We start from the raw sequence: 25,923 nt of genomic DNA, 5'->3' as shown, positions 1-25,923 counted from the left end.
CGCGTCAGCGGTTGCCGACAAGCATGCGGTAGCGGAACTGGTCGAGGATGACGGCGAGGATGAGCAGCGAGCCGAGCAGCACCATCTGCATGTAGGAGCCGATCCTGGCGATGTTCATGCCGTTCTGGACGAGCACGATGAAGAAGGCGCCGAGCACGACATTCTCGACGCGGCCTATGCCGCCGCGCAGCGAGACGCCTGCGATGACGCAGGCGGCGATCGATTCCAGCGCGATCGTGCCGCCGAGATTGGTCTCGCCGGATTCGACGCGCGCCGTCAGCAGCAGGCCGGCCAGAGAGGCGAGCAGCGCGCAGACTGCGTAGGCGAGGAACAGCACCCGCTTGGTGTTCACCCCCGACAGGTTGGCCGCCTTGAGATTGCCTCCCACCGCGTAGATATGCGCGCCGAGCCGCGTACGGTTCATCATCAGCCACATCGCGACGATCGCGGCGACGGCGAACAGCACCGGCACGGGCACGCCCAGGACACGGCCGAAACCGAAGAAGTTGCCGAACGCGTAAGGCAGGCTCGCGACCGGCACGCCGCCGGTCAGGAAGAGCGCGATGCCGGCGCCCACCGACTGCACACCGAGCGTCATGATGAAGGGCGAGACGCCGAACTGGGCGATGCCGATGCCGTTGAGGGCGCCGACGATCAATGCGGCGCCGAAGCCGGCCGCCGCCCCGATCAGGATCACGATCCAGACCAGATCGGGCATGGCGGCGGCGAGCGCCACCATCACGGTCGCGGAGACCACCGAAGTCAGGGCGATCGTGGTACCGACCGACAGGTCGAAGCCGCCGGTGATCAGCACCAGCATCTGGCCGAGCGAAACCAGTACGAGATAGACCGACTGGCGCGCCACATTGGTGAGGTTCTGCACCGACAGGAACTGCGCCGAGACAAGCGAGAAGATGATCAGCGCCGCTGCCAGGAAGAAAGGCAGCACGCCGACGCGCAGGAACAGCGTCTTGACCGCGGCCAGGAGCGGATTGGGCTTCGACACGGGGGCGGCTGTCATGGCCGATGCGGCGGGCTGGCGGGTCATGCCGGGATCCTCGTATCTGCGAAGAAATGTTTCAGGACGACGTCTTCGGTAAGGTCGGCGCCTTCCAGTTCGGCCGAGATGCGGCCTCCGGAGAAGACGAGCAGCCGGTGGGAAAGATTGATCACTTCGGGCAGGTCGGACGAGATCACGACCACAGCCTTGCCGGCTTCGGCGATCTCCTGGATCAGCCGGTAGAGCGCGGCGCGGGTCCCGATGTCGACGCCGACCGTCGGTTCGTCGAAGATGTAGATGCCGCGCTCCTCGCCGAAGCCCTTGCCGAACAGCACCTTCTGCTGGTTGCCCCCCGAAAGGTTGGAGACGGGTCGGCTCATATAGGCCGGGGTCATCCCGACGCGCTCGCCGATACCGTCGGCGAGCCGGCGAGCTTGCCGCGCCGACAGGAAGCCGAACGGGCCGGCCACCTCGGCGCGCCGAAGCAGCGCGAGCCGAAGATTCTCCCGTGCCGTCGCCGCGAGTTGCAGGCCTTCGTTCTTGCGGTCGGGCGGCAGGTAGAAGACGCCGGCCGCCAGCACGTCGCGGGTCGGCCGGCCGGTCATCTCCCTGCCGTTGATCGTCACGCTGCCGGCGGCGACAGGCTGCAGGCCGAGCACGCTGCGCCAGACGCGCGACTTGCCGCTGCCGACGAGCCCGGCGACGCCGAGCACCTCGCCGGCTCGCACGTCGATGTCGACGCCGCGGACCCCGGCGGCGTGGAGGCCGCGAATGGCAAGCACCGTGCCGCCGCCGCGCCGCTCGATCCTGGGATAGATCTGGTCCATCGAGCGGCCCGTCATCAGTTCGACCAGCCTGGTTTCGGAGATGCCGTCGGCCGGCACGGTGGCAATCAGCCGGCCGTCGCGCAGGATCGTGATGCGGTCCGCGATCTCGGAGAATTCCTGGATGCGGTGCGAGATGTAGATGATGCCGACACCGTCGGCCTTCGCCTTGCGGATGAAGGAGAACAGCTTGCGTGTCTCCTTCTCGGTCAGCGAAGCGGTCGGCTCGTCGAGGATCAGCACCTTCGCCTTGGCGAGGAAGGCTTTGGCGATTTCGACCATCTGCTGTTCGGCCCGCGACAGGCCCGATACCTGGCGGGTGACGTCGATGTCGAAGCCGAGATCGGCGAAGAGGCGCCGCGCTCCCTCCAGCATGGCGGAGCGGTTGATGAACGGGCCGCGTTTCGGCTCACGCGCCAGATAGACGTTTTCAAAGACGCTGAGCGTGGGGACGAGCGAGAATTCCTGGAAGACCGTGCCGACCCCGTACCGCGCCGCATCGTGGACCGAACGGAGTTCGACCTCCTCGCCGTTGATGCTCAGCGAGCCGGAACTCGGGCGATAGACGCCGGAGAGGATCGAGATCAGGGTCGACTTGCCCGCGCCGTTCTCGCCGAACAGCACGTGCACTTCGCCGGCGAGAAGCGTGAAATCGACATTGCTGAGTGCCTTGGCACCCGAGAACTCTTTCGATATCCCGGTCATCGCGACCAGTGGCGCATTCATGACTTTGGTCCCGGCGGATCGTCCGGGCCGGCCGCGGCTGCTGGCCGCCGGCCGGCCTTAGGGTCAGTTCACGTTGAAGACCGGCTTGTAGCCGTCCGGCGGCAGGATGTTGGTCTGCGGCACGCTCCCGACATTCGACGGGTCGACAACGAAGATCTTGGGCCCGACATGCTTGAGGTAGTCCTTGCCCTCGAGGATGCGTACCGCCTGGTCGATTGCGATACGGCCCTGGATGACCATGGAGTCGGCCGGCGCCGCCAGGATGAAGCCGCGCTTGATGCTTTCATAGACGCCAGGCGTCATGTAGAAGGCGAGCAGGTCCACCTTGCCTTCCAGGCCGCGCTCGCGGATCAGGCCCTGCGCGGCTTCCGCCGTCACTGCCGTGCCGGCGATGTAGCGGATGTTGGGATGCGCCTGCAATTCGTCCTCGACCAGCTTCAGCTGCACCTCCTTGCCGGTGTCGCCGAATTTCGGCTCCAGAACCTTGACTGCCGAGCCCTTGACGGCGTCCATGAAGCCCTTGTGTGCAGCTTCGACCCAGCCTGCGCCCGCCGGTCCCGGGAACCAGCCGACCTCGACCCCTTCCGAGCCGGCCGGATGCTTCTTGGCGAGATAGGCGCCGGTCTCCGCGCCCATTGTGTAGAAGGACACGAGCGACTTGGCGGAGATGTCGGGCGAAGAGATGCCGTTGATCACGTCGATGACGGGAATGCCCTTCTTCGAGACTTCGCTGACGAGATTGTTGAGGCCATCGAAGGAGATCGCGCCGATCACCACGGCGTTGGCGCCGCTCGCCACGCAGTCCTCGATCTGCGAGATCTGCTTGTTGAGCTCGGTATAGCCGCCGGCTTCGACGAGATTCATCTTCACGCCGAGACGGGCCGCCTCCTCCGCTACGCCGTAATCGACGCCGAGCCAGTAGGCATCCTTCATGTGCGGGAAGGACACGCAGACCTGCCATGGCTTCGAGGCCTTCTCCAGCGGCACATAGGAGACATCGGCGGCCTTGCCGTCGGCCGCGAAGGGCGGCTCGACCTTGGCCGCGTCATATGGGAACCAGTCGGCCCCGTGGGCTGAGCCGGCCATGGCGATCGCCGTCGCGGCGAGCATTGCCCTTGTTAGATGTTTCATAGCATTCCCCTTTCTTCGTTCTGATGCGTTGTTCTCGATGCTCGACTGGCCCGCGCCCCTTCGCGCCTGTCAGCCCGCTGTGCTACGCGAGCGCGCCGCGGATGCGCTCGATCAGACCGGCGCGTTCGGCCCGCGCCGCCAATGCCTCCTCCATGCCGACCTTGACGAAGCGCGTCGGCGTGTTGGGTTGAAGCTGGCCGATCAGATCCATGTCGGCGGCGATCACGGTACCCACCATGAAGTAGCCGCCGCCCGACACCGCATCGCGATGGAGCACGATCGGTTCGGTGCCGCCCGGCACCTGGATGGAGCCGTAGGGATAACAGCTGTCGACGATGTTCGACGGATCGGAGCCCGCTCCGAAGGGCTGCTCGCGCTCGACGAACGTCAGCGGCTTGCCGCCCCGGAAACGGTAGCCCATGCGGTCGGCCTCGGGCGCGACCTTCCAGGCGTCGTCGAAAAAGGCAGCCTGCGATTCTTCAGTGATCCGATGCCAGTAGAGGCCGGGCAGTACCCGAAGCTCGGCGGGCATGCCCGGACGGCGGCGCAGTGCTTCCGGCACGGTCCGCCCCGAGCGGACATTGCCGGCCTCGCCGATCGGCAACTCGTCGCCCGCCGCGATGGCGCGGCCCTTGAAGCCGCCGAGCGCGCCGATCGGATAGGTCGAGCGGCTGCCGAGTGCCACGGGCACGTCGATGCCGCCGGAAAACGCGATGTAGATGCGAGCGCCCTGCTGCAGGAAACCGAAGCCGAGCACCTGGCCCGCCTTGACCGGCACTGCCGTCCAGGACGGCTGCTCGACCCCGTCGAGGGTGATCGGCATCTCGGCGCCGGTCACTGCGATCACGCCGTCGGCGGTGAATTCGAGCTCCGGTCCGATGAACACGGCCTCCAGCCCGGCCGCGCCCTCGTCATTGCCGACCAGCAGGTTCGCCGCCTTGAGCGCAAGGCGGTCCATGGCGCCGCCGAGCGGAATGCCGAGATGGAAGTAGCCGGGCCGCCCGAGATCCTGGACCGTGGTCGACAGGCCTGGATTGATGACTTTAACGGCCATTGAGAGTGCCCTCCAGCCTGGCGTTGTAGCCGTCCGTGTCCTTGTGGAATTCGTTGAGGTCGAAGGTCACCTCCCTGATCAGCGGCTCGAAGCGGCCGGCTGCCACGTCGTCGAGCGTCCGGTCGTAGTCGTCGCGCCCGATCGGCTTGAACTTGACGATGTCTCCGGGGCGGAAGAACACCATGAAGTCCCGGAGGTAGCTGGTCTTCTGCTCGGGATCGAAGATGGGCATCGGGGTGATGCCGAACATCTGGTAGCCGCCGGCGCCGCGCACCGAATAGATGCAGGAGAAGCAGCCGCCATGCCCGATCGTATGTTTCGGCGTGTCGGTGCGGGGCCTCAGATATTTCGGCACCTGGAGCTGCCGCGGCCGATCGACCATCTGGTACATGAAAGGCAGGCCGGCGACGAAGCCGACCATGGAGACGAACCAGGGCGCGCCGCTGTGGGCGGCGACGAATTCGTCGACGCCGGCAAGCCCGTTGACGCGCGCCGCATATTCGAGATCGGTGGCGGCCGGGTCCTGGTGGCGCTCGCGGAAGCGCATCAGCGTTTCATGCGTCCAGGGATCGCGGTAGAAGACCGGGATCTCGATGATGCGGGTGCGGATGACGGGATCGGTCCTCGCCGCCGCTTCCTCGATCGCCTTGACCTCGCGCAGCATGTCGTCCGGCTCGATCCGGTCGGGGTCGAACTTGATCTGGAACGAGGCGTTGGCCGGGCAGATTTCTGTGACCCCGGCGATTGCGGCGTCGCGGATTGCATTGGTCATGGACAGGCTGTTGAAGAAGGCTTCGAGCGACATGCTCTCGTCGCATTCGACGAAGAGGTGCTCGTCGCCTCCGAAACTGTAGCGGTTTTTCATCGAGCCACCTCCTTGTCGCCGCTCCTCGCGGCGAATGCGGTTTCGAGCCAACCTTCGAGAAAGCGTGTGTGGAAGCGCCCGCCCGCGACGTCGGCGTCCGCCGCCAGCGCCACGTGCAGCGGAATGGTCGTCGGGATGCCCTGGATCTCGAGCTTCGCCAGCGCCGTGCGCAGCCGGGACAGGCAGTCGGCGCGATCGGCGCCGTGCACGATCAGTTTGCCGAGCAGGGAATCGTAGAAGGGCGGTACCGCATAGCCGCCATAAAGCAGCGTATCGAAGCGGATGCCGTGGCCTTCCGGCACGCTCAGCTTCTCGACGGTGCCCGGCCACGGCATGAAGTCGCGGAACGGGTCCTCGGCATTGATCCGGCATTCGATCGCGTGGCCTGAGATCGCGACATCTTCCTGCCGCACCGACAGCGGCGCGCCGCCGGCGATGCGCAGCATCTCCTGGACGAGGTCGATCCCGGTGACCATCTCGGTGACGGGGTGCTCGACCTGGATGCGCGTGTTGACCTCGATGAAATAGAAGGCGCCCGCGGCCTCGTCATAGAGATATTCGACCGTGCCGGCCCCGCTGTAGCCCACCGCCTTGGCGAGCGCGACCGCGCTGGCGCAGAGCTTGTCGCGCAGCGAAGGTGTCAGGCCGAAGGCCGGCGCCTCTTCCCAGACCTTCTGGCGGCGGCGCTGCAGCGAGCATTCACGCTCGAAGCAGTGGACGAAGTTCCTGCCGTCGCCGAGAATCTGCACCTCGACATGGCGTGCCCGCTCGATGACCTTCTCTATATAGAGCCCGCCGTCGCCGAAGGCGGCTGCGGCTTCAGCGGAAGCTTGCGGGAACTGGCGCTCGAATTCCTCCATGTCCGCGACGATTCGGATGCCGCGTCCGCCGCCGCCGGCAGCGGCCTTGATCATGACGGGAAGGCCGATGCGCTCCACGATCGCCCTGGCCTCGCCGGCATCGGCCACCCGGCCGTCGCTGCCCGGCACGGTCGGCACGCCGGCTTCCTTGGCGACCTTGCGCGCCGCGACCTTGTCGCCGAGCAGGCGGATCGCCTCGGCCGACGGGCCGACGAACACCATGCCGGCCGCGGTCACCGCTTCCGCGAAGTCCGCATTCTCGGACAGGAAGCCGTAGCCAGGATGGACGGCGTCCACCGCCTTGGCCTTTGCTGCGGCAAGCACGGCTTCGACATTGAGGTAGGACTTCCTGGCGGCAGGAGCGCCGATCTCGACGGCCTCGTCGGCCAGCCGCACGGCCAGCGAATCCGCATCGGCCTGGCTGTAGACCTGGACCGTATGCAGGCCGAGCGCCTTGGCCGCCCGGATGATGCGAACGGCGATCTCACCCCTGTTGGCGATGAGGACGGAGCGGATGGTCATGACCCGAGCTCCGCCAGCACCTGGCCGGCCATGACCGCATCACCGTCGTCGACCAGGAACTGAACGCCGTTGCCCGAGACGCCGGCCTTGACCTCGTGGAACGACTTCATCACCTCGACCAGGCCGATCACGTCGGCAGCCGCCACCGCGTCGCCGTCGTTCTTGAACGGCGCGCTGTCGGGCGAGGGCCGGCGGTAGAAGACACCTGGCAGCGGCGATTTGATCTGGACCGGGCTCATTCGGCTATCCCCTTGCATTCGTGATCGGAAGTTCTGACACCGGCGCGATGCGGATGCCGTTCGCGGTCAGCGCGGCGCGCATGGCGGTCGCGATCTCCAGGCTGCCGGGCGTGTCGGAGTGGAAACAGATCGACTCGAATGCGATGTCGATGTCGTCACCCTCGACGGTCCGCACCTTGCCCTCGACGCAGGCGCGCACGACCTTGTCGGCGACGGCCTTCGGCTCGAGGCGTCCGACACGGCGCGTGAACACGATCGAGCCGGAGCGGTCGTAGTCGCGGTCGGCGTAGAATTCGCGGATGACAGGCTGACCCGCCTCGGCGGCGATGCGATACGTCGCCGAAACGCCCATGCAGAACAGATAAGCGTTGGGCGCCACAACGCGCAGCGTGCCGACGAAGCTGCGCGACATCTCCTCATTCGCGGCAAGCTCCATGTACAGTGCGCCATGCGGCTTCACATGCTGCAGGTTGGAGCCGTAGCGCCTCGTGAATTCACGCAGCGCGCCGATCTGGTAGACGATGTCGTTCACGATCTCGTCATTGGTGCCGCCGATCCTGCGCCGGCCGAAGCCCTGCAAGTCGCGATAGCCGGGATGGGCACCGATACCGACGCCGTAGTGGGTAGCGAGCCGCACGGTGGCGTCCATCAGGTTCGGATCGCCCGCATGGAAGCCTGCGGCGATACTGGCCGAACTGATCAGACCCATCAGCTTGGTGTCGTCGGCGTCGGCGAGACGCCACTGGCCGAAGCCTTCACCCATGTCGCAATTGATGTCGACGACCGTCAACGGCACGCGCAACCTCCTCACCCTGTCGGTTCGACCCCTCGCCCGGACCTTTGTTGAGGGAAGGCTAGCTTCCTTCGGGGTCCTTGGAAAATTCTATCCTTTGAAGGGAAGTTTCTAAATTTCAGATGGCGATAGATCTGAGGCTTGAGCCGGAATCGATTGAGAAATCCGTTCCGATAGGCTTTGTCAGTGGCTGATATTTCGGCACTGCAGCGACCAGGAAATCATCAGCATTGAATTTTGCCCCAAGTGCTGCTGTTATTATCAAAAATTCAGAAGGGGAATGCGATGTCGATCAGCCTTCGGCAGATCCGCTATTTCGTCGCCACGGCCGAGCAGGGACAGATCTCCCAGGCGGCCGTCGACCTCGGCATCTCGCAATCGGCGGTCACCACGGCAATCAAGGACCTCGAGCAGATCGTCGGCTTCGACCTCTTCAACCGCTCGGCCCAGGGCATGGAACTGACCGTGGCGGGGCGCCAGTTCCTGTTCCATGCCTATGACATACTGAACAAGGTCAACGAGGCGACCAACCTCCTGCTGCCGGCCAATGATTTCGCGGGCAAGCTCACCGTCGCCGCCACCTACACGGTCATCGGCTACTTCCTGCCCAACCATCTCGGCCGGCTGAAGCGAGCCTGGCCCAATCTCGACATCCAGCTCTTCGAGCTCAATCGCGAGGCGATAGAGGAGGGACTGCTTGCCAACCGCTACGACATTGCGGTCCTGCTCACGTCGAATGTCCTCAATCCCGATCTCTCCACCGAGACATTGCTGTCGTCGCGGCGGCGGCTGTGGGCGGCGGCGCGACACCCGCTCCTGTCGCGTCATGCCGTCGGTCTCAAGGAGATCGCCGAGGAGCCCTACATCATGCTGACCGTGGACGAGGCCGCGCACACATCGCTCAAATACTGGAGCCAGACCGCCTACCGCCCGAACGTGATCCTGCGCACCTCGTCGGTCGAGGCCGTGCGCTCGCTGGTCGCCGACGGGCAAGGCGTCGCCATCCTTTCCGACATGGTGCTTCGGCCCTGGTCGCTGGAGGGCAAGCGCATCGAGACGATCGTGCCGACCGACCCGATCCCGGCCATGGATGTCGGCCTCGCCTGGCGGCGCAACACCCAGTTCACGCCTGCCATGGAAGCGTTCCGCTCCTATTTCCACCAGGCCTTCTCGCTGCCGTTCAATCGGTGACCGGCCGGCAGCCATCTCTCTGGTTTTCGCCCAGATCCAAAGAACCTGGGATCACTTGGCCTCGTGATGTTCGGCCAGATAGCGTGCTGCCAGCGCGATATTCGAGGGGATCGGTCTTACCCCCCTGAATTGCGCGATCAGCCGGCGCGACACATCGAGTTGTGCGGCCATGCCGTCCAGCGTGAGATCGAGTTGATCCATGATCCGTCGGAATTCTGCATTGTCCATTCCGATAGGGGGGAGACGCTCGATCCATTCGGCAGAGAGTTCTATGCCTTCATCCCACTCGAGCGCGGTGCCGTCCTCGTTGACCCGGACGGTCTGAAAAAGGTCGTCGTCTTTGCGCAAGGGAATGAACACGCGATGGCTCAGGATCACGGGAGCGAGATCGACTGTGGCGACCTCACCATTGCGCCATGTCACGTGAACGCGGCGCCTGCCGTCGATTGCCGCTGCGGCGATGCGGGGAAGTGGGCGGCCGACACGGATGACCTGGTCAGCCATTGAGGCGTTTCCACTCATGATTGAGCTCCTCTATATGCGCTTTGGCCCATTCGACCGCGGTGTTGAAATCACGACCGCGGAGTTCGCCGCGGATTATGGCAAGGTCGGCGATGGAGACCAGAGCTTGATACTCGGGCGTCACGACATGGAAATGCGGCGGGTTGTGATCATCGGCAAAGATCTGGATTTTCAAGTTTCCGATTTGCGCGATAGTCGGCAAGTCGACATCCCCTTGTCGCTTGCCTGAATTTAGTGCGCAGTGTGCACCAAATCAATGAAATAGTGCGCGAGGCGCACTATTTCTGCGTTGATCGAGTTGGTCGCGCTTCAGAACTTCCTCAACGAAATGCCACACGACGATGTCCGGCGTCGCGGGCAAGCACGGCGAGGCCCGCAAGCGGGGCCTGTTCGCCGATCGCCTTGACGGCCTCCGGACTGAAATGCCCCCGGCCGGCCATGACGTTCAGGATGCCGATGGCCTCGCCAGCGATCACGATCGGCAGGTTGAGCAACGATCCATAGCCCATCTCGACATATTCGACGAAGTCGGGCAGCCATTGCCTGATCTCCTCGCCGTCATTGGCCACCACTGCTTCCTTCGCCGTGAAAAGCTTGCGAAACCACGCGTCGTCGTGGACGATGTCGGCATCGCCCAACGGATACTGATCGTGGTTGGACGAGTAGAGCCGGATGAGCCGATCGCCCGCGTCGTTCGGCGCCAGCACGGTCAGGAGGTCGAAGCCCGGCTTCTCCTTGAGGCGCTGCGCCAGGAGATCGTAGAGCGCTGCGGGTCCGCTGGCGGCGAGGTCGGCGAGATGTTGTGTCACGACGTCAGCCCACCAGTGTCAGCCTGCGTTCATAGCCGGTCAGCGACACAGCACCTTCCGCCGTGATCAGGACATCGTCCTCGATACGCACGCCCACGTCTCCGTCGCGATAGAGACCGGGCTCGATGGTGATCACCATGCCGGGCTCGAGCTGCTGCATGTTGCCGACCATCACCTGGGGCGCCTCGTGAACATCCAGTCCGAGGCCATGGCCGGTCTTATGCACGATCAGGTCGGCGAAGCCCGCAGCGCGCATCCGTGCCGCCACGGCCCTGTCCAGCGCATCGAGCGTCACGCCGGGCGCCGCGGTCTGGCGGCCGACCTCGTTCGCCGCGCGGACGGCCTCGTAGATGTCGGCATGCTCCGGCGAAACATGTTCGACGAAGACGGTGCGGGTGATGTCGGCGGCGTAGCCTCCCCAGGCCGCGCCGTAATCGATCAGCAGCGCGTCGCCCGGCCTGAGCTTGCGATCCGCCTGCGGCGTGCCGTGCGGATCGGCGGCCGCCGCGCCGGCGAGAACGATCGGCTCGAAGGCCGGACCGTCGGCGCCATGCTCCAGCATCGCCATCACCAGCGTCTGGCGAACTTCCGCTTCGCTCTGTCCGGCGCGGACCTTGGCGAGCGTATCGGCGAGCGCCTTCTCGCTGATGGCGATCGCCTGGTGCATCGCCTCGATCTCGGCCGTGTCCTTGCGCAGCCGCATGCGGGCCACCGCAGCTTGGGCGTCGATCACCGTGCCGTCGCCGAATGCCTTGCTGATCGCCTCGCTTTCGAAGACGCGCATGCGCTGGCCTTCCACGCCGATCCGCTTCGGCGCGATCCGGCCGGCAAGTTGCCGGAAGGCGTCGTCGTAACCGTCCGAATCCTGCCAGAACACCGTGTCGACGTCGGGCGCCATCGCCTGCCAGCGTGAGCGCTCGAGAACGGGAATGACGGCATGTTTCGCCCCGTCGGCCTTCACGAACAGCACGGTGGGGCGCTCCATCAGATGGAAATGGACGCCGGTCAGGAAATAGAAATTGGCGCCGGGAACGATCGCCGCGGCGTCTAGTCCCTCGGCGTTCATCGCCTCGATAAGCCGGCCGAGCCGGGTTTCGATCACGGTCCTGTCGATCATTGTGCCTGCTTCCAATTGCTGTCCAGGGAGAACTTCAATCCGACCTTGGGTTCCAGCGAACGCTGCACGACCCGTAGCTCGGAAAGCACGTGCTTGCCCATCAGCGCATCGGCCTGCTCGGGCTCACCCTGCTCGATCGCCTCGACGATCGCGGCGTGCTCGGCAAGGCAGGTCTCGCGTTCTGCCGTGCCGAAGATCGGGTAGAAGTGAAGGCGATGCATGCGTCGGCCGTAGTCGAGCGAAAGCCGGTAGAATTTCCCAAGGAACTCGTTGCCGCTGGCTACCGAGATTGCCCGATGAAAGGCCAGATCGGCGGCATCGATGGCGTCGATGTCGGTCCCGGCGACAGCCTCGGCATAACCTTCCTGGCGTTTCCGGATCTCGGCGAGCGCGGCGTCTGTCCGCATCTCGGCCGCCAGGCGGACGATCGCCCGCGACAGGAGCATCAGCGTGTCCATATATTCATGGGCATTGCTCATCGTGTGCGGCGTCACGATGGCGCTGCGGCTCGGCAGGAACGTCACCAGGTCTTCGCGCTGCAGCATCAGCAGCGCCTCGCGGATCGGCGTCCGCGACAGGCCGTAACGCTCGGCGAGTGCTACTTCGTCGAGCGCGCTGCCGGGCCGGATCTTCAGCGAAAGTATGTCCTCGCGCATGTCCTCATAGACAGCGGTCGAGCCGCGCTCGCGCCGTCGTCCCATCGCTTCCTCGCCGTTCCCCGCCTGTGTTCTGGCGCCGGCGCGTCGGCCGCGCCGGCCTGTCGGCTTGTCCAAGGTCGTCTCCCCATTCATGGCGCTCCGAGGGCGCTCTTGTCGCGACAGGCTTAGGCGGGGCCGCAAGAAATCACAATTGCCGCCACTCAAAAAATACCTGTTGCATAAACTTTGTATTATGGATTACGGTCAATCGTCCAGAGGGAAAGGCCGATAAATGTCGGCAGGGATCGAACAGGGAGGTTCTCATGCATCGTAAGGTGAAGCTTTTGCTCGCCTCCGTGGCGCTGGCGCTCGGAGGTTTTTCGGGAGCCGCGGCGCTGGCCGAGGACTTCAAGGTCGCGTTCTTCGCCTCCTCAGCGCAGAACGGCTTCAACCAGGCCGTCTATGAAGGCGTCGTCGCCAAGGCCAAGGAAATGGGTGTCGAGACATCGATCTATGACGGCCAGTTCGATGCCGCGCTTCAGTACAGCCAGATCGAGGACGTGCTCGCCGGCAACCAGTTCGACGGATTCGTGGTGGTGCCCAACGACACCGTCGGCATCGCGGGCGCGGTCGAGCAGGTCGGCGCCGCGGGCAAGCCGCTGGTGACGGCGTTGTTCCCGATCGGTCCGGATCTGGCGAGGCTCGAGCCGCAGGTTCCGGGCGTCACCGCCACCGTCGCGAGCCCGCCTGCCGAGGGCGCCAAGGTGCAGGCCGAGGATGTGGTGAAGTTCTGCGAGGGCAAGGATCCCTGCAACGTCGTGATCATCATCGGGCAGAAGATCTACCCCTTCGACAATCTGCGGCAGGAGGCCTACCTGTCGGTGCTCGGCGCCCATCCCAATATCAAGGTGGTGGCATCAGGCGAGGGCAACTACGATCCCGACAAGTCGCTGACCGTCATGCAGGACATCCTGCAGGCCAACAAGGATATCGATGTCGTCCTGTCCAATGCGGACCAGCACCTGGTCGGCGTCGAGATCGCGTTGCGCAATGCCGGCTATGATGTGTCTGGTCTCTATCTTTCCGGCGGCGGCGCGTCTTCGATTGCGGTCGAGGCGATCCGCGAAGGCCGCTGGGATGCCACGCTCGCCTACTTTCCGGTCACCATGGGTAAACTCGCCCTCGAGGCGGTGGTCAAGAAGCTGAAGGGCGAGGACGTGTCCGTCGCCGTCGACATGGACAAGGTCGGCCCGCTGCCGGCCCTTGTCACCAAGGCCGTGCTCGACCAGCACCCCGACTTCAAGGGCGAGTGGGCGCAGTAACGCCCGATGTCCGAAGGGAGGCGGCGTTGCCGCCTCCACAACGAGCTTCAACAACAATCCGGAGTCGTGCCGTGAAGGGTTATCGCGTATCCGCGGACATTGGCGGAACGTTCACCGATCTTGTCTTTCAGGATGCCGAGACCGGGCGCTGCGACGCGTACAAGGTTCTCTCGACGCCCAGGAACCCCGCCCTTGCGGTGATCGATGGGTTGGACAAGGCGTTGCCGCGGGGCGCCGGCGTCGCCTTCTTCATCCACGGCACGACGGTCGGGCTCAACGCCGTGCTCACCCGGCGCGGCGCCAGGGTCGCGCTGCTCACCACGAAGAACTATCGCGACGTCTACACCATCCAGGGTAACGACCGCGGCGAGATCTTCTCCATCCATTGGCGCAAGCCGAAGCCGTTGGCCACGATCCCCGACACATTCACGGTGAATGAAAGGGTGAGCGCGAAGGGCGCCATCGAGATTCCGCTCGATGTCGCCGAACTCGATCATCTGGTCGCGGCGGTCAAGGAGCGAGGCTACGAGGCGATCGCCATCTGCTTCCTGTTCGCCTTCAAGAACCCTGCCCATGAACTGGCGGCCGAGGACTATCTGCGACAGCGCCTGCCCGGTATCTCGATCACGCTGTCGCACCGCGTCTCGCCGGAATGGCGGGAATATGCGCGCACCTCGACCACCGTCATGGACGCCTACGCCGCGCCCGTCGTGCGGCGCTATCTCGACACGCTGGTCGCCCAGCTCTCGGGCAGGCTGCCGGAAGGCAGTCAGCTTCATGTGATGGAATCGAATGGCGGCGCCATGACCGCTTCCGCCGCCTCCGAGATACCGCTCCAGACGCTCCTGTCCGGGCCGGTGGGCGGCACGATCGGCGGGCGCACGCTCTCCAAGATGACGGGGCGGCCCAACCTGATCTGCGTCGACATGGGCGGCACCTCCTTCGACGCCAGCCTGATCATCGACGGCAAGCCATCGACCTCCAACGAGGCCGAACTCGAAGGCCTGCCGATCCAGATGTCCGTGGTCGACATCCATGTGATCGGCGCGGGCGGCGGTTCGATCGCCTGGGAGGAGGCCGGCGCCGTTCGCGTCGGCCCGCAGTCGGCGGGCTCGCTGCCCGGGCCGGCCTGCTATGGCCGCGGCGGCACCGAGCCGACAGTTTCGGATGCCAATCTGGTGCTCGGCCGCCTGGATTCGGCGAACTTCGCCGGCGGCACGATGACGCTCGACGTCGCCAGGGCGCGCGAGGCGGTCGCCCGTCTCGGCGATCGCTTCGGCCTTTCGACCGAAGCGATGGCGCAGGGCATCATCGACATCATCAACGCCAAGATGGCCGATGCCATCCGCACCATCACCATTCGCCGGGGCATCGATCCGCGCGATTTCGCGCTGGTCGCCTATGGCGGCGCCGGCCCCGCCCAGGCCGTCGCGCTCGCCGAGCAACTCGACATCGGTGAGGTCATCGTGCCGGTCATGCCCGGCGCCTTCTCCGCTTGGGGCATGCTGCAGACCGACGTCCGCCACGACTTCAAGATGACTTATTACGGCTACTGGGATCAGGTCGATCCGACCGACCTCGAGCTGCAATTTGCCGGACTTGAGGGCGATGGCCGCGACTATCTGCGCAAGGAGGGGCTGAAGGACGAGGACATCTCCTTCGAACGCCTCGCCGATTTCCGCTATCATGGTCAGGAGTATGTGCTGACCATCCCGATCCCTGAAGGTGCGATCGACATGGCTGCCGTGCGCCGTTCCTTCGACGAGGCTTATGACAGGCAGTACGGCCACTCGAGCCCCGACTATCGTGTCGAGGTCGCCAATCTTCGTGTCGCCGCCCTCGGCCACCTGAAGCGGCCTGCAATCGCCGACCCGCTGGTCTCGTCGGAGGGACCGGCACGCAGCCGCAAGGTCTATTTCGGAGGCAGGGAGCACGACACGGCGATCGTCGAGCGATCGGGCATTCCGATCGGCGGCGTCGTCGCCGGCCCCGCCATCATCGAGGAGGCGACCGCCACGACCCTCGTTCCGGACAACTGGCGGGCCGAGGTGATCGCCGGCGGCCACATGACGCTGAAGCGCAAGGAGGCTTGACCATGGCGACCGCTGCCGCCGATCCGATCACGACCGAAGTCGTCCGCAACTTCGTGATCTCCTGCGCCCAGGACATGAACGCCGCGCTTTGGCGTTCCGCCTTCTCGGCCATCATCTATGAGGGTCGCGACAGCGCGGTCGCGCTGCTCGACGACAAGGGCAACATGCTCGGCCAGTCGACGGGCGTGCCGCTCTTCGTCGGCGCGATCGACGCCTGCGTGAAGCTGGTGCTGGAGCGCTATCGTGAGGACATGCATCCCGGCGACATCTTCGTCCTCAACGATTCCTATCTGCAGGGCACGCATCTTCACGACGTCACGGCAATCGGCCCACTCTTCCACAAGGGCGAGTTGGTCGGCTTCGGCGCCGCGCGCGCCCATTGGCAGGACATCGGCGCCATCGACCCCGGCTCGACCATGGGGTCGACCTCGATCTATCACGAGGGCATCCGGCTCGGACCGACGCGCATCGTCTCCAAATTCAAGCCAATACCGGAATGGTTCGATCTGCTCACCCGCAATACGCGGCTCAAGGAGATGACGCTCGGCGACCTCAACGCCCAGATCACCGCGATCCGCACCGGCGAGCGCAGGCTCGGCCAGGTTCTCGACCGCATCGGCCCGGATGTCTACCGCGCGGCCTGCGCCAACATCTTCGAGCAGGCCCGGCTTCTCGACCGCCAGGCGATCGCGGCGCTGAAGGACGGCACCTATTCCCGCGAGGGCTGGCTCGACAATGACGGCGTCGGCAGCGAGCCGGTGAAGGTGGCGCTGACCCTCACTATCGACGGCGAGCGCATGATCATCGATCTCGAGGGGTCGTCGGGGCCGGTCGAGGGCTCGATCAACTGCGGCGCGGTGCAGACGGTGTCCATGCTGCGTCTTGCCTACAAGACCATGATCAATCCCGAACGCGCCATCACCGGCGGCTCCTTCTCGACCATGGAGGTGAGGATCCCCGACAACTGCCTATTCAACGCCAGGGAGCCGGCGGCCTGCGAATGGTATTTCACCGGGCTCGGACTGCTGGCCGACCTCATGATCTCCTGCCTCAGCCAGGCGATGCCCGAGAAGGCGACGGCTGCCCACTACGGCGATTCCATGGTGGCGGCCTTCTTCGACATGGACCCCGAGAAAGGCCAGTGGATCTCGGTCGAGCCGACCGCCGGCGGTTGGGGCGGCACGGTCGGCTCCGACGGCGAGAGCGCGCTGATCAATCTTTGCAACGGCGGCTTCCGCAACATCCCGGCCGAGGTTTACGAGACCAAGTTCCCGGTGCGTGTCGAGGAGTTCTCGCTTCGCCGCGATTCCGGCGGCGTCGGCCGCTGGCGCGGCGGCTGCGGCGTGGTGCGCAGCTACCGGCTGCTCGACGACTGTTACGGAGCGCTGTGGTTCGAGCGGTCGAAGACGCCCGGCTGGGGCCTTGCCGGCGGCAGCGACGGCGCGGGTCCGTCGAACGAGATCGTCTATCCCGACGGCAGGACCGAGACGCCGCTCAAGATGCGGGCTCGTCGTTTCCCCAAGGGCACGCTGTTCGTGACCCGCACGGGCGGCGGCGGCGGCTACGGCAATCCCAAGGCGCGTCCGGTCGAGGAAGTGCGCCTCGACGTGGTCAGCGGGCTCGTCTCCGCGGAGGAGGCATTGGCCCGCTATGGTGTAGCCTTCAACGCCGATCTCAGCGTGGATCCGGCCCGCACCGAAGCGCGCCAACCTGGCTGAGCGCTAGGCGGGAAGGTGGCGATGAACGCAGCGAAACGGGAAACAGCGGGAGCGGAGGCGCATCCGGTCTGCATCCGCCTGATCGATGTCGGCAAGTCCTTCGCCGGCGTCCAGGTGCTGCGCAACATCAGCCTCGATTTCCGCCAGGGCGAGATCCACGCCCTGGTCGGCGAGAACGGCGCCGGCAAGTCGACCGTCGGCAAGATCGCGGGCGGCTATTACTCGCGCTCGTCCGGCGATCTCGAAATATTCGGCGAGAGGGTCGGTGCCTGGGACGCCGCGACCGCGCTCGCCCGCGGGATCGCCATGATGCATCAGGAACTCCAGCTCGTGCCGGAACTCACCGTGGCTGAGAACGTGTTCCTCGGCATCGAGCATCGTCGCGCCGGTTTCCTGAAACGCGACGAGGACCAGCGGTTGGCCGGGATCGTCGCCTTGTGCGGGTTCGATCTCGACCCGTCGGCGCGCGCCGGCTCGCTCAGCATCGCCGACCAGCAGAAGATCGAGATCATGCGGGCCATGGCGCGCGATGCCCGCGTCATCGTGATGGACGAACCCACCTCGTCGCTCACCGCCGACGAGGCGGAGCGCTTGCACGCCACGATGCTGCGTCTGAAAAGCATGGGCCGCACCGTCGTCTATGTCTCGCACTTCCTCGACCATGTGCTGGCGATCTGCGACCGTGTCACCATCATGCGCGACGGCAGGATTGTCCGAACGGCCGACGCCAGGGACGAGACCAAGGCGTCGCTGGTCGCGGGCATGCTCGGCCGTGCCGATGCGGAGGTGTCGTATCCGGAAAAGACAGTGCCGCCGGCTCGCGGGGTCGTCCCATTGCTCAAGGTCGAGGGGCTGACCGCTGATACCGGTGTCGGCGGCGTCGACTTCGAGATCCACCCCGGCGAAATCGTCGGCCTCATCGGCCTGGTCGGCAGCGGCCGTACCGAGATCGCGCGCGCTGTCTTCGGTGCCGATCCGGCCGAAGGAAAGGTTCTGATCGATGGCGAGCGCTATGCGGAGCGCTCGCCCGAGCGGTCGGTGGCGCTGCGCATCGCCATGGTTCCGGAGGACAGGCGCAAGCAGGGGCTCGTGCTGACCCAGACCGTGCGGCCCAACATGACGTTGCCGCACCTTTCGGCCTTCTCGCTGGCGGGGTTCCTGCGGCTCGGCGCCGAGGGCGACGCGGTGCGACGGCTCGTCGAGCATCTCGGCGTCAGCCCGCGCCATGTCGACGGCGACGTCGTCAACTATTCGGGCGGCAACCAGCAGAAGGTGCTGCTCGGCAAATGGATCATGCGTGATCCCAAGATCGTGATCCTCGACGAACCGAGCCGCGGCGTCGACCTGGGCGCGCGCCGGCGCATCCATGAATTCGTCAGCGAGCTTGCCGGGCGAGGTGTCGGCGTCCTGCTGATCTCTTCCGAGATGGAGGAGGTGCTGGGCCTCGCCCATCGCGCCTATCTCGTCCGGCGCGGACGCATCGTGCGCGAGGTCGTGCCGGGAGAGGTCGGCGAGGACGAACTGTTGTGGACCTTGTTTCAGGATGACGACGCGCCAGCGTCCGAACGGAGAGCCTCATGAGCAGCGACACGGCGACGGCCCGTTCGGTGGTCACTTCCCGCCTGACGGCGGGTTCCATCGCGCGGTTCCTGCAGAAATATGCTGTCGCGGTGATGATCGTGCTGCTGATGGCGCTGCTGACGGCGCTGAGCGATTCCTTTCTGACCACCCAGAACCTGATCAACATCCTGAACCAGAACGCCCCGCTTGCGATCATGGCGGCGGCCATGACGCTGGTCATCATCGGCGGCGGCTTCGACCTCTCGGTCGGCGCCACCTTCGCCGTGGCCGGCGTTTCGGCCGCCTGGGTGGCACTCCACGTGCATCCGCTGCTCGGCCTTGCGATCGCGCCCTGCGTCGGACTGGCGCTCGGCCTCGTCAACGGTGTCACCATCACCGTCCTGAATATCCACTCCTTCCTGGCGACGCTGGCGACCAGCCTGGTCTTTCGCGGCATTGCGATCCTGATCACCGGCGGCACGCTGATCCCGGTGCGGCTGCCGGAATTCACCTGGCTCGGACGCGGACGCATCGGCCCGGTCTACATCGCGGTGATCGTGATGATTGTCTTTGCCGTCGCGCTCATGGTGCTGCTCAACCGCACTGCCTTCGGCCGCAAGGTCTTTGCCGTCGGCGGCAACGAGGAGGCTGCCATCCTTTCCGGCATCCGCACGCGCCGGGTCAAGATCGTCACCTTCGCCATCGCCGGCTTCGCCGCCGGGCTGGCCTCGGCGATCGCGGTGTCGCGCATCTCGATGGGGCAGGCGACGGCCGGCGCGGGCATGGAACTGGAGGCGATCGCCGCGGTCATCATCGGCGGCACCAGCATCTATGGCGGGCAGGGCGCGATATGGCGCTCGCTCGCCGGAGTCATCATGCTGGCGCTGATCAACAACGGCTTCAACATCCTCAATGCCGACCCCTTCTTCAAGGACCTGACGACGGGTCTCATCATCGTGGCCGCGGTGGCGATCAGCGCCAGCGGGCGAAGACGATAGATCGCCGAATGGCGATCGGTGGACAATCGGGAACATCCCGCCGGGGTTGTGGAGCGTTCGGGTGCTGCCACTCCACTGTGCAATAGGCGCCCTCGATGGGTTCATTCCTGTTGGCCGCTGGAGATTCGGCCTTGCTGGCCACAAGCCCTGAAAATATGCTCGACCGTGGAGGAGCATGCTTGGGGCGCATGCCGTTCATCAGAAAGACACAAGGCCGTGGACCCGACGGGCCGATGAGAGGCGAATAATGAAGAAACTCCTGACTTTGTCCCTGGCGGGCGCGGCCTGCCTGGCCGCTGCGGCGATGCCGGCGGCGGCGCAGCAGAAGACGCTCACCATTTCCTGGTGGGGCTTCAACGGCGAGAAGCTCGACCAGTATGTGGTCAAGCCGTTCCAGGAGAAATGCGGCTGCGAACTCGTCTTCGAGACCGGCAACAATGCCGACCGGCTCAACAAGATCAAGATCCGCAGCGGCGAGGGCGTCGACGTCGCCTATTTCACCGACGCCTATTCGCAGATCGGCATCAAGGACGGCGTGTTCCAGACGGTGGACCGCGCCAAGCTACCGAACCTCTCCGGCATCTACGAGATCGCCCAGGCTCCGCAGGGCGACTACGGCCCGGCCTATACGATCGGCCGCGTCGGCGTCATCTACGATTCCGCCAAGGTGAAGGCGCCGGTCTCCTCGTGGAGCGACCTCTGGAAGGAAGAGTTCAAGGGCCAGCTCTCGCTGCCCGGCATCACCACCACGGCCGGCCCGATGATGGTCATGATCGCCGGCGCCCATGCCGGCGTCGACGCCTTCGTTGACGGCGACGGCGCCTTCAAGGCGATCGAGGAACTGAAGCCCAATGTCGTGAAGAATTACAATACCGGCTCCGAGCTGGTGAACCTGTTCTCGACGGGAGAGATCTCTGCCGCGGTCGCGCAGGACTTCACGCTGGCCCAGATCCAGGCGGCGGTGCCGACGGCCGTCTGGGCCGATCTCTCCGACGGCGCGATCGCCACGCTCAACACGGTGAACATCCCCAAGGGTTCGACCAATGTCGATCTCGCGCATGAGTTCATCAACTTCATCCTCGACCCGGCGCTGCAGCAGACGCTCGCCGAGAACGGCGTCGATGCGCCGGTCGCGACTTCGGTCAAGCTGACGCCCGAGCAGGCCAGGCAGTGGACCTACGGCGCCGACATGATCGCGTCGCTGAAGCGTGTCGACTATGAGAAGATGAACGAAGCCAAGAGCGGCTGGATCGATCGCTGGAACGAAGTGTTCGGAATGTAGGAGGCGACGGTTACGGACGTCGATTGCCGGCAGCGAACCGGGGCAAGCTTTGAGATGCTGTGCCGCCCTCATCCGCCTGTCGGCACTTCCTCCCCGCTTGTGGCTATGGGATGCACACATCGTGGAAGTACCCCTCATCCGACCTCGCCCCTTCGGGCGAGGCCACCTTCTCCCACAAGGGGAGAAGGGAAGGCTGCGGCAACGTCTCCGCCAATCGCAGGTGCTGGCGATTTGCTGGGCCGGCTAAACTGGGCTCCAGCCTTCTCCCCTTGTGGGAGAAGGTGGCCTCGCGAAGCGAGGTCGGATGAGGGGTACCTTGGCGAGCGTGCGGTAGCCGCTTGCGGCATGAAGGTGCCGGCAGGCGGATGAGGGGCAGCGCGACGCTAAAAACCCTCCATCGAGGAACAATACTTCAATGCTGAAACGACATGCCGGATGGACGCTCGCGGCCCCGGCCACACTTGCCGTGTTCGTCTTGCTTGTGCTGCCGGTGGCGGCCACCATCCTCACGACTTTCGGCGAGGCGGCCGGCCCGTTCGCGCCCTATGCCGCCTTCTTCGGCAGCGGCTTCCGCCGCACCGTGCTCTGGCGCACCATCGAGATCTCGCTGGCGACGACGGCGATCTCGCTCGTCATCGGCTTCCTCACCGCCTATGTGGTGGCAAAGGCGCCGGGCCGTCTCAAGAGCCTGCTGATCGTCGCCGCGGTCTTCCCGCTGCTCACCGGCGTCGTCGTGCGCTCCTTCGCCTGGCTGATCATCCTCGGCAAGAACGGCATCCTGAACAATTTCCTGGTCGGCATCGGTGCGGTCGCCGAGCCGCTCTCGATGCTCTACACCGAGGGCGCGGTGATCGTGGCCATGGTCTATCTCTTCGTGCCGCTGATGATCCTGACCCTCGTCGGCGTTCTGGAGAACATCCCCGAGGACGTTGTCCAGGCCTCCGCCTCGCTCGGCGCGACGCCCGCGGCCACCTTTCGCCAGGTGATCCTGCCGCTGGCGGTGCCGGGACTGATCGTCGGCGCCGTGCTCGTTTTCACCGGCTCCTTCACTGCCTATGCCACGCCCCAGCTCCTCGGCGGCGAGCGCCAGATGGTGATGGGCACGCTGATGTACCAGCGCGCCATGGTGTCCTTCGACTGGGTCGGCGCTTCGACCATCGCCGCCATCATGGTGGTGATCACCATCGCCACCGTCCTTTTCATGAGCCGCATCGCGCGGCGCCTCAACCCGATGGCGACCTGATCCGATGACGACGTCACGCGTCCACCCCCTGCTGATCGTCTTCTCGGTCGCCGTCTATCTGTTCCTCGTCGGCCCGCTGATCATCGTGCTCGGCGCGTCGGTAAGCGACACCACCTATCTCACTTTCCCGCCCCAGGGCCTGTCGCTGCGCTGGTTCGAGAACATCTTCGAGATCGGCGCCTTCCGCCGCACCATCATAACCAGCCTGCAGCTCGCGTTCCTTGCGACCGGGCTGGCGCTGCTGATCGGCATTCCCGCGGCTTACGCGCTCAACCGTTACCGCGTGCGCCTGCCGTCCTGGCTCTCGACGGTCTTCGTGCTGCCCATCCTCGTGCCTGAGATCGTGCTCGGCTTCTCGCTCCTGAAATCCGTCGCGGTCGGAGCCGGAACGCCGATCTTCCTCGCGCTCCTGATCGGCCACACGCTTCTGGTGCTGCCCTATTGCGTGCGTGTCGTCTCGGCCAGCCTGGCGTCCTTCGACTTCTCGGTCGAGGAGGCGGCGATCAGCCTGGGCAGCCCGCCGGTGAAGACCTTCTTCACGATCGTGCTGCCCAATGTCCGCTCCGGCGTTATCGCGGCCTTCATCCTCGCCTTCATCACCTCGATCAACGACGTGTCGACGTCGCTCTTCCTCACCGGTCCCGGCATCTCCACCTTGCCGATCCAGATCCTCGCCCATGTCGAGCAGTTCTTCGATCCGACGATCGCGTCGGTCTCCGTGCTCCTGATGTTCCTCACCGTCGCCGTCATGGCGATCGTCGAGCGCACGCTGGGCCTCACCTTTCTCGCCAAGTAGAACCGATGACCCAGACCCTCACTGTCAAGAACCTCACCGCGCATTACGGGACGACCAAGGTCCTGGACGACCTGTCGCTTTCCGTCGGCGCCGGCGAACTCGTCTCGCTGCTCGGCGCTTCCGGCTGCGGCAAGACGACCACCTTGCGCCTCATCGCCGGTTTCCTGGAGCCGACATCAGGATCGATCACGCTCGGGACCAAGGACCTGACGAAGCTGCCCGCCTACCGGCGCGACATCGGCCTGGTCTTCCAGAACTACGCGCTCTTCCCGCATCTGTCCGTTCTCGACAATGTCGGCTTCGGGCTGAAGCAGCGTGGCGTGGCCGGATCGGACCGCGAGAAGCGTGCCCGGGCCATGCTGGAGCGCGTCGGTCTCACCCAACTCGCCGACCGGCTGCCCGGCGCGCTGTCGGGCGGACAGAAGCAGCGCGTCGCGCTCGCCCGCGCCCTCGTCATCGAGCCGCCGCTCCTGATGTTCGACGAGCCGCTCTCCAACCTCGACGCCAAGCTCAGAATCGACATGCGCGTCGAGATCCGCCAGCTGCAGCGTGCCAACGGCACCACCTCGGTCTATGTCACGCACGACCAGGAGGAGGCTTTCTCGATCTCCGACCGCGTCGCGATCATGAATGCCGGGCGCATCATGCAGCTCGACACGCCCGAAGTGCTTTACCAGCGCCCGGCCAACGCCTTCGTGGCGCGGTTCGTAGGCTTCGAGAACCTGATCCCGATGAAGGTCGTGGGCCGCGACGGCACGGCCGTGACGGCAGGGGCCCCCGGCGGCACCCGGCTTTCCCTGAACCAGGATCGATTCGGCGCTATACCGGACAGCTTCGTGCTGGCGACCCGCGCCGACGGCCTCGTGGTCAGCGCCGACCCCGCGGCTGAGGGCATCCCGGCGACACTCGGCCTGCGCACCTATCTCGGCCGCGCCTATCAGTATCAGTGCGAGACGGCGGCCGGAAAACTGATCGCCAACGGACCGCTCTCGGCCCCGCTCGATCCCGGCAGCGCCGCGAAGCTCGTGCCCGTTCCGGACCAGTGCTGCGTGCTGAAGGGGGAATAGCCGGTACGGCCAGCTTGATCTGTTTGGTACCCCCCCTCTGGCCTGCCGGCCATCTCCCCCTCAAAGGGGGGAGATTGGATTTCATCGACGCTTTCGCCAATCGTGGACGTTGACGATTAGCCGAGATGGCCGAAGCTGCTAAATCTCCCCCCTTGAGGGGGAGATGGCCGGCAGGCCAGAGGGGGGTACGAAGAGCCAAGACGGGTCAGTGAGGTGGAATTTGCGATGCCCACGATAATCACCAACGCCCTTGTCCTGCCCTGCGATGCCGCGATGTCCGTCATCGAGAACGGCTATATCAGTGTCGAGGGCGAAACGATCCGCGCGGTCGGCGCCGGTCCGGCACCGGAGATGCCGGGCGCGGAGATCGTTGATGCCGGCGGCGGTGTCGTCATGCCCGGCATGGTCAATCCGCATTGCCACATGGCCATGACGCTGTTCCGCGGCCTCGGGGAGGACGTCGACGACAGGCTCTATCGCTACATCCTGCCGCTGGAGCGCAAATTCGTCAGCCCTGAAATGGTGCGCTTCGGCACCGCGCTTGCCGCTCTTGAACTCATCGAAGGCGGCGTCACCGCGGTCGCCGACATGTATTATCATGAGGCCGAGGTCGGACGCGTCGTCGACAAGGCGGGCATCCGCGCCGTCGTCGGCCAGACCATCGCCGATTTCGATCCGCCGGATCACAAGAGCATAGACGCCGGTTTCGCCCTGGTCGAAGAACTCGTCGCGGAGTTCTCCGGCCACGACAGGGTGATCCCGTCGATCGCCCCGCACGCGCCCTATTCGACCGACGTCGCGGTGATGGAGCGTGTCGCGCGCTGGGCTGATGATCACCCCGAAGTGCCGATCCAGATCCATCTCGCGGAGATGGATTCGGAGATGGAATGGTGCGCGAACAAATACGGGATGCGTCCGATCGAGCTGGCCGAGAAGACAGGCCTGCTGCGGCCGGGCCTGATCTGCGGCCATTGCCTGCATGTCAGCGAGAGCGACATCGAGACCATGGCGCATCGGCAGGTCTGCGTAGCCCACAATGCGCGCTCCAACGCCAAGGCGGGCAGGGGTATCGCGCCCGTCGAAGCCATGCGCAAGGCGGGCATTCCGGTGGGGATCGCGACCGACGGCGCCATGAGCGGCAACACGCTCGACCTCTTCTCGCAGTTCGGGCCGGTCGCGATGTTCCAGAAGCTGCTCGGTCACAGCCGCAAGCCGATGCCGGCCGTGGAGGTGATCCGCATGGCGACCAGCGAGGGCGCGCGGGTGCTCGGCCAGGCGCATGCCATAGGCTCGCTGGAGCCGGGCAAGAAGGCTGACCTCATCCGCATCGACATTTCGGCGCCGCGCATGCAGCCCGTCTACGACATCTATTCCGCGCTCGTCTTCGCGGCCATGCCGACCGATGTGCGCGACGTGATGGTGGCGGGCCAATGGCTGATGCGCGAGCGAGAGGTGCTGACGCTCGAGCGGCGCAAGGTGTTGCGCGACGCGTTGCAGGTCGCTGGCGCCTTCAAGGCCGAGATGACACGGATCGACGCAGCAGGATGACCGAC

The 25,923-nt window shown here is 65.3% G+C and carries 24 protein-coding genes; 11 read left to right on the top strand and 13 right to left on the bottom strand.

Going from position 1 to position 25,923, the window contains the following annotated elements; translation table 11 throughout:
* Positions 1–4: 4 nt before the first annotated feature.
* The 8 genes from JN302_RS36245 to JN302_RS36210 form a co-directional block, all read right to left on the bottom strand.
* Entirely contained in the window at positions 5–1,021 is a 1,017-nt protein-coding gene (locus JN302_RS36245) for an ABC transporter permease (RefSeq protein WP_202315274.1), read from the bottom strand.
* A 23-nt stretch (positions 1,022–1,044) separates the two neighbouring features.
* Entirely contained in the window at positions 1,045–2,550 is a 1,506-nt protein-coding gene (locus JN302_RS36240; RefSeq protein ID WP_202330809.1) for a sugar ABC transporter ATP-binding protein, read from the bottom strand.
* Positions 2,551–2,613: 63 nt separating this feature from the next.
* Positions 2,614–3,681, bottom strand: a complete 1,068-nt coding sequence (gene torT, locus JN302_RS36235; protein ID WP_202330808.1) for a TMAO reductase system periplasmic protein TorT — start codon at positions 3,679–3,681, stop codon at positions 2,614–2,616.
* Between the two features lie 82 nt (positions 3,682–3,763).
* Positions 3,764–4,735 (bottom strand): 5-oxoprolinase subunit C family protein, encoded by a 972-nt coding sequence (locus JN302_RS36230; RefSeq protein ID WP_202330807.1) that lies wholly within the window; start codon positions 4,733–4,735, stop codon positions 3,764–3,766.
* Complete coding sequence (locus JN302_RS36225) at positions 4,725–5,600, bottom strand: 5-oxoprolinase subunit B family protein (protein WP_202330806.1); 876 nt, start codon at positions 5,598–5,600, stop codon at positions 4,725–4,727. Before JN302_RS36225 ends, JN302_RS36230 begins: the two co-directional genes overlap by 11 nt.
* Positions 5,597–6,982: an acetyl-CoA carboxylase biotin carboxylase subunit gene (locus JN302_RS36220; RefSeq protein WP_202330805.1), complete on the bottom strand. Its 1,386-nt coding sequence runs from the start codon at positions 6,980–6,982 to the stop codon at positions 5,597–5,599. Before JN302_RS36220 ends, JN302_RS36225 begins: the two co-directional genes overlap by 4 nt.
* A complete protein-coding gene (locus tag JN302_RS36215) occupies positions 6,979–7,221 on the bottom strand; it encodes an acetyl-CoA carboxylase (protein WP_202309119.1) in 243 nt (80 codons plus the stop codon). The genes JN302_RS36220 and JN302_RS36215 overlap by 4 nt, the downstream gene beginning before the upstream one ends.
* Before the next feature lie 4 nt (positions 7,222–7,225).
* Positions 7,226–8,017, bottom strand: coding sequence for a 5-oxoprolinase subunit PxpA (locus JN302_RS36210; protein ID WP_202330804.1), 792 nt, complete (start codon positions 8,015–8,017; stop codon positions 7,226–7,228).
* Between the two features lie 282 nt (positions 8,018–8,299).
* Here JN302_RS36210 and JN302_RS36205 point away from each other — a divergent pair, with 282 nt between their 5' ends.
* Positions 8,300–9,205, top strand: a complete 906-nt coding sequence (locus tag JN302_RS36205) for a LysR family transcriptional regulator (RefSeq protein WP_202309117.1) — start codon at positions 8,300–8,302, stop codon at positions 9,203–9,205.
* 51 nt (positions 9,206–9,256) lie between these two features.
* On the opposite strand, the gene JN302_RS36200 is transcribed toward JN302_RS36205, so the two are convergent.
* The 5 genes from JN302_RS36200 to JN302_RS36180 form a co-directional block, all read right to left on the bottom strand.
* A complete protein-coding gene (locus JN302_RS36200) occupies positions 9,257–9,709 on the bottom strand; it encodes a DUF2442 domain-containing protein (RefSeq protein WP_202309116.1) in 453 nt (150 codons plus the stop codon).
* Positions 9,702–9,851, bottom strand: coding sequence for a DUF4160 domain-containing protein (locus tag JN302_RS36195; RefSeq protein ID WP_244846769.1), 150 nt, complete (start codon positions 9,849–9,851; stop codon positions 9,702–9,704). The genes JN302_RS36200 and JN302_RS36195 overlap by 8 nt, the downstream gene beginning before the upstream one ends.
* A gap of 196 nt (positions 9,852–10,047) precedes the next feature.
* Positions 10,048–10,536, bottom strand: a complete 489-nt coding sequence (locus JN302_RS36190; RefSeq protein WP_202309114.1) for a GAF domain-containing protein — start codon at positions 10,534–10,536, stop codon at positions 10,048–10,050.
* Between the two features lie 4 nt (positions 10,537–10,540).
* A complete protein-coding gene (locus JN302_RS36185; protein ID WP_202330802.1) occupies positions 10,541–11,653 on the bottom strand; it encodes a M24 family metallopeptidase in 1,113 nt (370 codons plus the stop codon).
* On the bottom strand, positions 11,650–12,426 hold the full coding sequence (locus tag JN302_RS36180) for a GntR family transcriptional regulator (RefSeq protein ID WP_202330801.1): 777 nt from the start codon (positions 12,424–12,426) through the stop codon (positions 11,650–11,652). The genes JN302_RS36185 and JN302_RS36180 overlap by 4 nt, the downstream gene beginning before the upstream one ends.
* Before the next feature lie 188 nt (positions 12,427–12,614).
* On the opposite strand from JN302_RS36180, the gene JN302_RS36175 reads away from it, so the two are divergent.
* From JN302_RS36175 to JN302_RS36130, 10 genes are all read left to right on the top strand, one after another.
* Positions 12,615–13,613, top strand: coding sequence for a sugar ABC transporter substrate-binding protein (locus JN302_RS36175; protein WP_202330800.1), 999 nt, complete (start codon positions 12,615–12,617; stop codon positions 13,611–13,613).
* Between the two features lie 71 nt (positions 13,614–13,684).
* Entirely contained in the window at positions 13,685–15,706 is a 2,022-nt protein-coding gene (locus JN302_RS36170; RefSeq protein WP_202330799.1) for a hydantoinase/oxoprolinase family protein, read from the top strand.
* Positions 15,707–15,708: 2 nt separating this feature from the next.
* Positions 15,709–17,424 (top strand): hydantoinase B/oxoprolinase family protein, encoded by a 1,716-nt coding sequence (locus tag JN302_RS36165; RefSeq protein ID WP_202330798.1) that lies wholly within the window; start codon positions 15,709–15,711, stop codon positions 17,422–17,424.
* A gap of 21 nt (positions 17,425–17,445) precedes the next feature.
* Positions 17,446–19,005, top strand: coding sequence for a sugar ABC transporter ATP-binding protein (locus JN302_RS36160; RefSeq protein WP_202330797.1), 1,560 nt, complete (start codon positions 17,446–17,448; stop codon positions 19,003–19,005).
* Positions 19,002–19,982 carry an ABC transporter permease gene (locus JN302_RS36155; protein WP_244742630.1) on the top strand — a complete coding sequence of 327 codons (981 nt, stop codon included), beginning with the start codon at positions 19,002–19,004 and terminating at the stop codon, positions 19,980–19,982. Before JN302_RS36160 ends, JN302_RS36155 begins: the two co-directional genes overlap by 4 nt.
* A 247-nt stretch (positions 19,983–20,229) precedes the next feature.
* On the top strand, positions 20,230–21,264 hold the full coding sequence (locus tag JN302_RS36150; protein WP_202330796.1) for an ABC transporter substrate-binding protein: 1,035 nt from the start codon (positions 20,230–20,232) through the stop codon (positions 21,262–21,264).
* A 418-nt stretch (positions 21,265–21,682) separates the two neighbouring features.
* A complete protein-coding gene (locus JN302_RS36145) occupies positions 21,683–22,507 on the top strand; it encodes an ABC transporter permease (protein ID WP_446720775.1) in 825 nt (274 codons plus the stop codon).
* 4 nt (positions 22,508–22,511) lie between these two features.
* The gene (locus tag JN302_RS36140; RefSeq protein ID WP_202330794.1) at positions 22,512–23,303 is read left to right on the top strand and encodes an ABC transporter permease; all 792 of its coding nucleotides are present in this window, start codon (positions 22,512–22,514) and stop codon (positions 23,301–23,303) included.
* Positions 23,304–23,308: 5 nt separating this feature from the next.
* Positions 23,309–24,370 (top strand): ABC transporter ATP-binding protein, encoded by a 1,062-nt coding sequence (locus JN302_RS36135; RefSeq protein ID WP_202330793.1) that lies wholly within the window; start codon positions 23,309–23,311, stop codon positions 24,368–24,370.
* Between the two features lie 225 nt (positions 24,371–24,595).
* Positions 24,596–25,918 (top strand): amidohydrolase family protein, encoded by a 1,323-nt coding sequence (locus JN302_RS36130; RefSeq protein WP_202330792.1) that lies wholly within the window; start codon positions 24,596–24,598, stop codon positions 25,916–25,918.
* Positions 25,919–25,923: the final 5 nt, after the last annotated feature.

Source organism: Mesorhizobium sp. L-8-3 (assembly GCF_016756615.1).
Taxonomy (GTDB): Bacteria; Pseudomonadota; Alphaproteobacteria; order Rhizobiales; family Rhizobiaceae.
The sequence above is the reverse complement of the archived record's forward strand: the minus strand, read 5'-3'. Positions and strand labels throughout refer to the sequence as shown.